The 11780-nt window shown below is 59.8% G+C and carries 8 protein-coding genes; 1 reads left to right on the top strand and 7 read right to left on the bottom strand.

Going from position 1 to position 11780, the window contains the following annotated elements:
- Positions 1-74: 74 nt before the first annotated feature.
- Positions 75-617: a winged helix-turn-helix transcriptional regulator gene (locus AB1E33_RS04480; RefSeq protein ID WP_372576064.1), complete on the bottom strand. Its 543-nt coding sequence runs from the start codon at positions 615-617 to the stop codon at positions 75-77.
- Between the two features lie 39 nt (positions 618-656).
- Here AB1E33_RS04480 and AB1E33_RS04475 point away from each other — a divergent pair, with 39 nt between their 5' ends.
- Positions 657-1034, top strand: coding sequence for a VOC family protein (locus tag AB1E33_RS04475; RefSeq protein WP_372576063.1), 378 nt, complete (start codon positions 657-659; stop codon positions 1032-1034).
- 120 nt (positions 1035-1154) lie between these two features.
- Here the strand turns inward: AB1E33_RS04475 and tssK are convergent, their stop codons facing one another.
- From tssK to AB1E33_RS04445, 6 genes are read right to left on the bottom strand one after another with little or no spacing between them, the layout of a single operon-like run.
- Complete coding sequence (tssK, locus tag AB1E33_RS04470) at positions 1155-2495, bottom strand: type VI secretion system baseplate subunit TssK (RefSeq protein ID WP_372576062.1); 1341 nt, start codon at positions 2493-2495, stop codon at positions 1155-1157.
- Between the two features lie 38 nt (positions 2496-2533).
- Positions 2534-3994: a type VI secretion system-associated FHA domain protein TagH gene (gene tagH, locus AB1E33_RS04465; RefSeq protein ID WP_372576061.1), complete on the bottom strand. Its 1461-nt coding sequence runs from the start codon at positions 3992-3994 to the stop codon at positions 2534-2536.
- 10 nt (positions 3995-4004) lie between these two features.
- Positions 4005-4307, bottom strand: a complete 303-nt coding sequence (locus AB1E33_RS04460) for a PAAR domain-containing contractile injection system baseplate protein (protein ID WP_372576060.1) — start codon at positions 4305-4307, stop codon at positions 4005-4007.
- A 2-nt stretch (positions 4308-4309) separates the two neighbouring features.
- A complete protein-coding gene (locus tag AB1E33_RS04455; RefSeq protein WP_372576059.1) occupies positions 4310-4912 on the bottom strand; it encodes a DUF6931 family protein in 603 nt (200 codons plus the stop codon).
- An 11-nt stretch (positions 4913-4923) separates the two neighbouring features.
- Entirely contained in the window at positions 4924-7083 is a 2160-nt protein-coding gene (locus tag AB1E33_RS04450; RefSeq protein ID WP_372576058.1) for a type VI secretion system Vgr family protein, read from the bottom strand.
- 31 nt (positions 7084-7114) lie between these two features.
- Complete coding sequence (locus AB1E33_RS04445; RefSeq protein WP_372576614.1) at positions 7115-10666, bottom strand: type VI secretion system contractile sheath domain-containing protein; 3552 nt, start codon at positions 10664-10666, stop codon at positions 7115-7117.
- Between the last annotated feature and the right edge of the window lie 1114 nt (positions 10667-11780).

The following is an 11780-nucleotide window of genomic DNA, read 5'->3' as shown; positions in this document are numbered from 1 at the left end:
CAGGTTGGCTATGTGTAGGTCCGATATGCGGACAAAGCGACAATTCGCCACTTCTAAACGAACGTCCGGTCTTGCTAGACGAAACTGATTTCTGGTGCAGTTGCCTGACTTATCACTGCGCCAGCATTCACAGCAGCGTAGATTGATCTAGGCGGGCGAGCAGCCTCGTCGACGCTACGGCACACCCAGCTTCTGACTTCCATCGTTTTCAACGATTGCGACAATGCTCGATCCGTAATTGACGGCAAATTCCGCTTGATATCATTGAAGCGGCTAGGTGTGTGAAGCGACGTCAACACTGGCAGCGTCCATGACCGACGGAGCAAGTCTTGATCTTCATCACAGGCTACACTTTGAATTTTGTTGGCAATGGCAGCAGCGGAAATTCCTAACGATGTGAGCCGGAATTCCGGACGCAATGGATGACCATAACCGGGGTTTCGTTCTAGCAACCCCACCGTGATTAAGTGATCCATGCTTTGGGCGAAAGCGGTTCTACTCGCGCCAGTTGCTGCCAATAGAGGTGCCTGCCGTCCAGCAACACCTGCGTGCAGCTTCGATAAAATGGATAATGCCCAAGCTCTTGAAGTGATGTTGACAAATAAATCTATGTTCATAAAGTATAGTTAATATATTTAGAGAAAGAAGGAAAGGCCATGTCTCTTATTTCGCCCGATGAAACCATCAATATTTCTCTGTCCGTCAAGGATCGCCACGTAAGCGCTGAATGGTACGGCAGCATGTTGGGATTTGAGACCATTTATCATGCAGACGACGCAGGTTGGTCAGAACTTCAAACGAATACAGTCGGCGTAACAATTGGCCTTGGCGAGCATACCGAACCTGCACCGGGCAACTGCGTACCCGTCTTTGGGATAGCTAACTTGGACTCTGCGAGGCAGAAATTGGAACAAGCCAAAGTTAGATTCGATGGCGAAACTGATGTAGTCGAAGGTATGGTTAAAACAGCAACTTTTTATGATCCAGATGGGAACGCACTCATGCTCGCAGAAGATTTGACAGGCGGGTCATGAACAATCCCGATAGGCGATAGTTCATATAGCAGTCATTCGAAAATTCCACGGCATCCGTAAAATGGGCTCGAAGCCGCCTTTCGAGACGGAAATTGCCCATTGCGGCTCTGACATACAGAATCACTGGTTGCGGATCGCCCAGAGCTCCATTTTCAGCCCCGGATACTGGCCCGAGACATGCACCGCGATACCGCCCGAAGTGGTCATCTTGTTCCAATAGGGGCTGGCCGCATCCAGTTCGAAATAGACCACGCCCGCGTGATAGGGGATCTGGCGCGGGGCGACGGGCAGCGGGCGCAGGGTGATGCCCGGCAGGGCCGAGTTGACCAGCTGTCGGATTTCCTCGACCGGACCGGTCTTGGCCTGACCGGCGAAGTGGCGGCGGATATCCTCGGCGGGAATGTCGGCATTGACCGCCAGCACGAAACCCGCGTTACCCACCAGCTTACGATCGGCGATGACGCCGACGCTGATGCCGTATTTGCGCTCCTCCAGCGGGATCGACACGGCGGTCTGTTCCAGCACCGAGCTCAGATATTGCCGCAACACCCGGATCACCGGTGCGAAACTGTCGGTCAGGTTGTCATGTGAATAGGCCGGGAATTGAGGTGCGGCCTTGTCAGCGCTCATGAAGGTCGCCAGCTCTCCGGCCAACCCGGCGCAGACACGATAGGCATGTTCAGGATGCACATTCTCGATATGCGCGAAATGCCGCACCAGCGGCAGGTTGCGGTTGATCAACATCAGCAGCAGGAAATCGGATATTTCCGCCGCGCCCTTCGCCGGTCCGCCCTCGCTGAGCCGCCCGGCCAGTGCCTGCATCCGGTGCGACAGCATGCCTTCAAGCTCGTTCAGGAATCCCGATAGCGGTGGCGCGGCGCGCACGTCCAGCGCGGAAGGGATAAAGCCCCGATCCAGCACGATTTCCTTGTCGGGGCGCACCTCGATGATCTTGGCGATGGGGATGGCCAGCCGGTCGGCAAGATCGTCCACTTCCAGGGCGAATTGCAGGCGCAGCTTGCCGACGCCCAGAGTGACCGGCTTCTTCTGCTGGCTCATCACATCGGTGATCTCCAGCTCGGCTGGGCGCAAGCGGCTCAGCGATTGTTCCGCTCCGGTCAGATCGACTTCGGCCGCGCCCTGACGACGCTGCGGCACGGTCAGGTAGACCACGCAATCCTTGATCGTTTCTGGCACTTCCAGCGCGGGTGGGTGGTCATCCGATTGCGGCACCCGGAACACCGTGCCGTCATGGGTCAGCCCGGCGCAGGATTTCAGCGCAAACTGCCCAACCTTGAGCACCTCGTCGTCGATCTCAAGCGCGCTGACGCCCCATGCATAGGGCGTTACCCGGCGCGCCAACCCTGCGACCAGAGCCTCGCCGTAGCGGTCGGCCTGCTGGAAGTGGTGCGGTTGCAGGAACAACCCTTCCGTCCATAGCACCTTGCTGTCCCAGGACATGCCCTGCCCTCCCTTATTCGCACCGTTTGTCTACGGCGTTATTTCAGTTTCTCCAGCTGTTCCTTGTAAGCGCGTGCAAATTCGCGGCTGAACAGGTCGTGGAATTCGTTTTCTGCCTGATCCGAGATCTCGGCATACATCTTTTCATAGACTTCCCAATAGCGCGCCTTCTTTCCCCGGAACAGCGAGCCAAGTGCACCCGAGGTTTCGATCTTGCCCGCCACCTGTTCGGGGTCCAGCCGGGCCAGCACGCCTTTCAGCGCAGCCTCCATGCCTGTAATCATCGCCACCTGATGCGCCTTTATATCATCAAGCGCCTCTTTGGTGGCTTCCTCGGAGCCGAGATAACCGCGCACGCGAGGCTTTACCATCGCCTCGATGGCCTGTTCCGCACTGATCGAGAATTTCAGCGGGTTGTTGCCCCCTGCCCCGATCATAGTCTGGTCGATGCGGAACTCGGACTTGATCGAGGTACGCGTCATCAGGATCTCGCGCAGGCCCGAGATCATCGCCCGCAGCACCCGACCCATCCGGCCCATCGTGGCGGGCAGATCGGCGTCGTCGATCTGAATGTCGTCCAGTTCCAACGCCTCAAGGAAAGCACGCGCGGCGGATGTATCGCCAACAGCCACAGGTGCCGCCGGGGCAGGCTTCGCGCCCGGTGGCAAAACGGGCGGTGTGCGCTCGGGCTCCGGGGCAGTCGAGGGTGGCAGGACGGTCTGTTCTTCGGAAGGCGGCGGCGCGGGCGGCTTTTGTGCGCCCGGTTTCGGCTTGGCCACAGGAGCGGGCTTGGGTGGCTCAGGCTCGGAGGGGCTGAGCAGATCGTCGTCCCAGTCATCGGGAATGAACGACCCCCCATCCGAGGACGGGGCCGCAAACGCATCCGTCGGTGACGGGTTGTGCATCGCATCGCTGGCGCCTTCGCCTTCCATCCCGTCGCTGGGTTTCTGGAAGAACGGGTCGTCATCCTCCATCGGCGGTAAAAGGTCGTCGATTGGATCGGGGATGTCGATCTGGCCTGGCCCCTTCGGCGTTTCGTCACCCAGCAGATCGTCAAGAAAATCTCCCCCCGGCGGGGCATCATCCAGCAGTGCCAGCGGATCGGGCGCGTTGCCCGCGACACCGTGGCTGACGCCACTTTGAGCGGCAGGCGCCGGGATCATCTGTTCGAAACTGGGCAGATCAGCGCCGATCTCGATCACCATCTCATAGCCACCTGCGACCAGAACGTCACCATTGCTGAGCGGGGTCGGGGTGCGACCCAGCGGGATCTTGGAATAGTTCAGGAAGGTGCCATTGGTCGACAGATCGACCACCACCACATTGCCCGCGTTATCCTCGATCACAAAATGACTTTTCGACAGGGTCTTGTCGGGGTCGGGTAGCACCAGATCATTCGCGGGGCCACGCCCAACGGTCAGAGAGCCGCCCTGCATCGAAACAGGACGGCCATCACCGGGCACCATCCCGGTGGATTGGAATTTGAGCGTTACGCCCATGGGTCTTTCTTCATCCTCCGGTCAGGACCGTAAATTCGCCCTTCAGGATCGCGCCGCCGCAGGCACCGAGATCGCCGATCCGGGCGGCAGGCAGTTTCTGGATAAAAACCGTCATCGACCCTTTCACGATCGGGTGCGGCGAGGGCGCCGCCGCGTGCATGTCGGTGACCCGCGCCGCCGGCAGCTTGCCCACTAGCACCGTGGTACAGCAGGGTGGTATGATCGGAATCGGCGCAGGCACCGGAGGCACCGTTGGCGCGGGCACGTTGCACAGTTGCATGTCCGACACTCTGGCCTGTGGCATTCCTGGCATGTTCAGCCCTCCTTCTCGGCCTCGGCTTTGACTCGTCCGTTGCCGCCGCGGGCGATATCCACGGCGCGGTCGACAAGTTCCTGAGTATAGGCTTCAAAATCGCCTTCATACGCGTCCATTGCAATCACATTTACCGCAAAAGCCATCACTTCCGAGCCACCCGGCGGGGCTGGATGGTCGTCCAGCTCGCCCGGCCCCAGCGAGCCTTCAGCATAGATCGCGCTCAGAGCGCATTTGACGGTTTCGTCGTCAGGCTCGGCCATGTCAATCGCCTGCATCAGCTTTTCGCGGTTTTCGGGGCTTGGGCGAAACACCCAGGCCTCGGCCGCCTCAAGCGAGGGCGTGTTGTTATCCGGCGCAGGACCCACGAAATCACGCGCCGCCAGACAGGCCCACCAGACCCGCTCGCGCGGCGGCAACACGATCGACAATACACGCAGCATGTCGATGGGCTTGCCCTTGGCGTCCAGCTCTGCCAGCACCGCATCAGTGGGTGCGCTGGCAGGCGCCTCCAGTTTCAGGCTGAGTTTCGTATTGACCTCAGCCAGCATCCGCGCAGTGGGAAGGGCCGGAATTTTCGTCATTTTTTCAAAACGCTGTGTCATGACGGCCCCCATCAGTTAATCATCACTACGCCGCCCTTGAGGGTCAGCATGCCGCTGCCCTCAACGGTTGTGAGCGGACTTTTCACATCACATTTCGCATCGCCGGTAACAGTGATCATCGGTCCCTTGATGGTCACCCCCTTGGGATCGATCTTGACCGATGAACCGGCCACTTTCAGTTCGATCGACTGCGCAGCGGTCATGGTGATCTTGCCCGCATCGGCATCGACCGTGATGTTGCCCATGCTAACCGTGGTCGCCTTGTTGCCCTGCTTGATCGTTTCGGTATTGTTGCCGGTTACCGTGCGGTCGGATTTGCCCTCGATCGTTTCAGTCTGATCCGTCTTGATATCGACCACCTGACTGCCAGTTGCGATGGTGAAGGTGTGATCGCCTTCCTGAATGGTCTCGGTGACATGTTGGTTGACGGTCCGGGTGATGCTTTTCTCGTCCCCCTTTCCAACCTCGACCGCCGAAGCGTCCAGACCGACTGTTTCCACAATCCGGTCCTTGACCAGTCTCTCGTGGTCTTTCTGCGCCTGGAAACGGACCAGTTCTTCGCCCGCTTTGTCCTCGAACATCAGCTCGTTATATTCGTCGGCCTTACCTTTTTTGGTGCTTTTGGTCTTGAGGCCGGACTGCGTCTTGTTGTCGGGCAGAAGCCATGGATGGACCGGGGCGTTTTCAGTGACTTTTTCGCTCGGGTTTTCGTTATAGAGCATGCCCGTGCAGATCGGCCTGTCGGGGTTGCCCTCTTCGAACTGAACGATGACCTCCTGTCCGATCCGAGGGATATGGATCATCCCCCAGTTCTTGCCGGACCACGGTGTTGCGACCCTGATCCAGCAGGTGGTCTTTTCGTCATTTTTGCCTTCGCGGTCCCAGTGGAACTGCACTTTGATCCGGCCCTGAATGTCAGTGTAGATTTCTTCGCCCGACGGTCCGGTCACAATCGCCGTATGCAGACCCGGGATTTCGGGCCAGGGCGTGTCCATCGGCGCGCGGTACTGGACCGTGGCCGGGATAACGGTGAATTCGACCCGGTAGAGATCCTTGTTGTCCTCTTCGAATTCCAGCGCGCCAGTGTCCAGATCGGTCTCTCGCTTGACGAATTCGTAGCCTGACGTGGTCTGCAGGTAATGCGTCGCGCTGGTGGTCAGATACTCGATATTCATCGCGTCATCGTCATGCTCGGTCAGCTTGAACTTCTCGCCAGTGGCCATTGTGCGAACCGTCGCGCGGCCCCGCAGATCCTGATGTTCGAGCTCCTCGATCTCCATCCTGACCTGGGCACGTTTCTTGCCGTCATTCTTTTCGGAATAATAATGGCCGGGATAGTCGAAGACTTCATAGTCTTTGTGCGAATGCTTGGGCTTCAGGACGGTTTTTTCACGGATTTCATAGGTTTCCGGCTTTGGTTTCAGGAAATCGAAATCGCGCAACACCACATTGCCCGAGACCACCGCCTCGCCGTAACCCCACTCGGTCACACGCTCATCGGTGCGCTGCTTGCCATCTTCGGCGGGCCAGAATTCAAGGGTCGAATTCTCTTTGATGCTTGAATGCGAGCCCTTGTCGTCGGTCAGGACGAGCTTTTCATATTTCTTGTCGGCATCACTGTGGTCGAAATAGAAATAGATCCCCTCCTCTTCGGCCAGACGGCAGACAAAGTCATAATCCGTTTCGCGGTATTGCACGCAATAATCCCGCTTCGGCAAGGTGCCGCGAATGGAGAATTTATAATCCGAAAACCCCAGATCATCGAACACCTTCTTGATGATCTCGTCGGCCTTCATTTCCTGAAAAATGCGGCAATCGGTTGTTTTGGTCAGCATCCAGAACCACGGGCGCAACTCGGCCAGCAATTGCAGGTAGCCATCGCGATAGGCGAGCCGCTCGACCGAGACCACGGTGCCGGTGAACAGCCTCTCGTTGCCCTCACCGGTCTGCATATGCACCGTCATGATCTTGCCCAGCATATCCTCAAGCTTGACCTTGACATCGCGCGACAGGAACTCGACCGATATCTCGGTGAGCTGGCTCAGACCTTCTTTGACGATGGCGCGCCGTATCACCAGCGGATCGACACTATCGCCTTCGACCACCGCCGGCTTGAGGCCGAAGGTGTTTGTCTGCCAAAGCACCTGTTTTTCATGCATCTTGGGAGGCATCAGTTAATTCCTTTTTCCTCTGCCGACGCCATCACAGGTCCGCCAGCAGCGCGGCAAGTTCCGCATCCATTTCGTCATCATCCCCGTCTGAATCATCGTCGTCACTGTCATCGCCGAACCCGGCCAGCAGCGCGTCCAGATCGTCATCCCCGTTGTCGTCATCATCCCCGCCAAAATCCATATCGAGGTCCAGATCGTCCCCGTCATCACCCTCCTCGTCCGCCGCAGGCGGTTCGGGCTGTGGTGGCGAGGGCTCGGGCGCTGGAACGCCCGTCCATGGCCCCAGAACCTCGTTTCCCGCAAGCGCGTTGAACGTGCCCAGCCGGATTTCGTCGCGCCCCTTGGGTGACAAGATCGGCATATAGCCGCGCTGCACCGTCTGTTCATGCTGCGCCATGGTCAGGTTGCGCTCGGTGCAGGGCAAGGCCACCTGATCACCATGGCGGTCGTTGACAAAATGGAACGGCATGCCGCCCAGCGACATCACGCTGCCCAGCCCCATCGAGCGGCCATTTTTGCGGAATGATTGCGCCAGCAGGATCGTCACCAACACGACCGGATTGGCCCATAGCATGCTGCGCAGCCCTTCGGCCATTGTGAATTCCTCGAAGTCGAACTCATAAATCGGCTCGGATTTCACGCCATAAGGCCGCCGCAGCAGGAACCGGGGGGAAGCGAGCCCCAGATGCCCAGCCTCGGGCATGGCGCGCAGCGTGTCCCAGGCCTCGGCCACCAACGGGTGGCGGTCCTTCTTGGCCACATCCAGATAGGAGGGCGTGATCGCGCTGAAGAACGGCGCGTCCACATGCGCCGCAACCCGCGCAATCCGGCCAAGAATCTCGGCGTGGGGCGGTGTTTCCTCGAAAGTGTACATGCCGATCAGAGCGGAGTAGCCGCCACGCCCGTTTTCCTCGTTCAACGGTTCTTCGGTCAGCAGCCGTACCAGACCCGTTTTGGCCAGATCTTCTTCGGCCGCCAGATCAGCGGCGATTTCCTCGGCGCTGACATCATAGAGCATGATCTCCAGAGTATCGTCGACCTCGACGCTGCGCGCGATCAGATCCAGACTGCGCCATTGCGCCTCGATCGACTGGAATTCCGGGTGGTGCAGCACCATCCGCATCGCCGCACTCAACGCCTCATCGACAGCATTTTGCATGGCGGCAGTGTCAGCGTCGGGCAGCTTGCGGATATGCGGGCCAACGATACGTTTGAGCAGATCGTCCAGCGGCGAGGCCTGCGCGAGTTCGCCACCCGTATCCCCGATCAGCTTCTGGAAATCGCTCAGCTTCAAATCGGCACGCACAGTGTTGCCGGATGAGGTCCGACGCGGCGGCACCACGGCCTGACCAAACTCCTCACCCCAGCCGATCAGCTGTTTTGCGGCGTTTTCGGCAGTGGCCCCGGCGCTCAACTGGCTTTTTAGACCGGCGAGCCCTTCGAACAACGCAACCTTTTCAAACAGCTCGTCGGGATGCAGATCGTCAAGTTCCTTCAGCTCCACCTCGATCCCGGCCCCCTCCTTGCCGATGGGTAGGACAAGTTTCGTCGCGAAACCTTCGATGATCTCTTCGACTGTATCAGGGTCCAGCAGTGTTGCCTTGCGGCTGGCCAGACCCTCACCGGTTTCGACCAGCCCACGCGCCGAACGACCCGAGAAATCGCCAAACATCGCGATCCGGAACCGCTTGCGGTCCAGCCGCTGCGGTTCGGGTCGTTCGGCGCTGATCGTGCCAAAGGCCAGTTCGGGATCATCGCTCATTTCTGCGTCTGCCTCAGCTTGAGTCTCGGTTTCCGCGCTTTCACTCTCTGAATCGTCATCAAGACCCGCCAACAGTGCGTCCAGGTCATCGCCGTCGTCGTCAGCATCATCGTCGCTCAGCAGCGCATCCAGATCGGCGGGTTCATCGCTTTCCAGATCCGAGAGCAAGGCGTCAAGATCGTCCTCTTCCCCGCCATCCGCCTCTCCGGCCTCATAGTCGGTGTCGAGACCGGCCAGCAGGGCATCCAGATCGTCCAGCCCGTCACTCTCATCTTCATCCTCTTCGGCGTCCAGATCGGCCAGCAGGTCGTCAAGCTCATCGCCGCTATCGTCGCTCTCGAGATCGGCCAGAAGGGCGTCCAGATCGGTGTCATCCTCTTCCTCTCCGGCCTCAGCCACTGCGTCGCCCATGTCCGACAGATCGTTCAGCAGCGCATCCAGATCATCATCCGCAGTTTCCTCTTCCGCATCTGCGGCAAGGGTAACTTCGTCTGCGTCCAGATCGCCAAGCAACGCGTCGAGATCATCCTCCGTACCCGCCCCGACATCCGAGTCCTCAATACCCGCCAGCAGATCATCAAGCTCGCCGCTATCCGCGTCACCGCCGGAAACCTCATCTCCGACATCCGACGCGTCTAGTTCGCTTAGCAGTTCGTCCAGATCATCGCTTTCGGCATCGGAGCTGTCATCGGACAAATCGTCAAGCAGCGCATCCAAATCGGAATTGTCCGCGCCAGCATCGTCGGGATCGTCGGTTACCTCCCCTTCACCGGGCTCATCTTCCCCAAGATCCGCCAGCAGCGCGTCGAGGTCGTCGTCGACCGTATCCTCGTCAGACTCAGACGTGTCATCAGACAGGTCCGATAGCAAGGCATCCAATTCGGTATCATCCGCATCGGCGCTGTCGGGAACATCGGGTAGGTCAGCCTCCGCAGGCTCATCTGCCCCAAGATCGGCCAGCAGCGCATCAAGGTCGTCATCATCCGCATCCTCGTCGGCCTCCGACATATCATCGGACAGGTCCGCAAGCAGTTCGTCCACGTCAGTATCGTCCGCGTCTACCACCTCGGGGCTTTCCAACCCATCCAGAACGTCCGCGACCGAGACGTCCTCCGTACCCGATGGTTCCTCGGACAGGTCAGCGTCCGCCAGATCATTCAGAATTTCTCCGGAAGTCTCGGGGTCCGCCACCTCTACTGGCGCGTCCTCGGCCAGGTCGGCCAGCAGCGCGTCCAGATCGCCGTCATCTTCCTCGGCGACTTCCGTTTCGGACAGACCAGCCAATGCATCATCCGCGCTGGTATCTTCAACCTCGTCCGGCAGGTCTTCGGCCAGATCAGCAAGCAGCGCATCAACATCGTCATCGGGCGCATCCTGCTCGGGTTCATCCGTGGCGAGGCTGCTCAACACGTCATCAGTGCCATCCTCTTCGCCTCTCTCGTCCGCCTCGGGGAGCGAGGCCAAGGCATCCTCCAGCGTATCATCTGGGCCTTCTTCCGGCGCCTCGTCCGCAAAATCGGCCAACAGCGCGTCCAGATCTTCGTTGTCGGTGTCTTCAACCGGGGCCACGTCGGCAAGCTCGCCCAGAACATCCTCGCCACCGTCGTCGGTCGACTCAACAGGCGCTTCCGGCAGAGTGGAGAGCGCATCGTCCAGCGCGGTATCCTCAGCATCATCCTCGTCAGGGGCCGCGCCGGCGAGATCGGCGAGCAGGTTGTCCAGATCATCCTCTGACGCCTCGTCGCTGGGCGCGGCCTCGGCCAGATCGTCGAGAATGTCTGCAGTTCTGTCCTCGTCACCCGCATCGTCGGTCTCGGGCACCGAGGCGAGCGTGTCGCTGACGCTGCTATCAACCCCCACCAGATCACCGGGCGCTGCTGCCGCCAGATCATCCAGCACGTCCGGGGCGGTATCGAGCTCATCCGGCACTTCCGCTTCGGGGATCGAGGCCAGCGCATCGGCAACTGCCGTGTCATCCTCGTCCTCGGGGGCTGACTCTGGCAACGACGCCAAGGCATCGGACAAGCTGCTGTCCGCCTCGGGTTCGTCGGGTTGTTCGGTGGCAAGATCGCTGAGTATATCGGCGCTGTCATCTTTATCGGGCTCGGTGTCGGCCTCGGGGAGCGAGGCCAGTGCATCGGTGAGCGCGCTGTCCTGCGGGGCGCCATCTTCAGAGGATTCGGGTAGAGAGGCGAGCGCATCGGATACCGATGAATCATCGGCCTCGATATCGGGTGCTGTGACCGCTAGCCCGCTGAGCACATCATCGGATGCATCTTCCTCGACCGTGGCGGTGGTCTCGGGCAAAGAGGCAAGCGCGTCAGCAACCTCGCTATCGTCTTCGGCCTCGTCCGGTTGCGTTGCGGCTAAATCGCTCAGTACCCCGGCTGTGCTGTCATCTTCGACTTGGACCTCGGCCTCGGGGATCGATGCCAGCGCGTCAGCGACAGAACTGTCGTCCTCTATCTCTTCGGGCGCTTCTGCGGCAAGACCGGTCAGGATATCGTCAGATGTTTCAGTCTCTTCGCGGTCCTCGACCTCGGGCAACGACCCAAGCGCATCGGCAAGCGCGCTGTCTTCTGCAGGCGCTTCGGGAGCAATGCTGGCCAGATCATCGAGGACACTGGCGGCGCTATCTTCTTCTTCGGGGTGCTCGGTTTCGGGTAGGGACGCCAGAGCATCCGCGAACGAGCTATCAGGCGCCTCTGTCTCCGCCGGGGCGGCGGCGGCCAGATCGCTGAGGACATCCCCCGATTTGTCGTCTTCAACCGGTATGTCGGCCTCGGGCAGCGAGGCCAGCGCATCGGCGACCGTGTTGTCGTCGGGTGCGTCCTCGGGGGCCGCGGCGCGCAGTGCGTCCAGTATCCCGGTATCATCCTCGTCTTGTGTTTCGGTGACTTCGACAGCGCGCAGGGACTCGAGCGCCGAATCCGTG

Source organism: Ruegeria hyattellae, assembly GCF_041537925.1.
Classification (GTDB): Bacteria; Pseudomonadota; Alphaproteobacteria; order Rhodobacterales; family Rhodobacteraceae; genus Ruegeria_C.
Note: the sequence above shows the minus strand (reverse complement) of the source record. Positions and strands in the feature narration are given on the sequence as shown.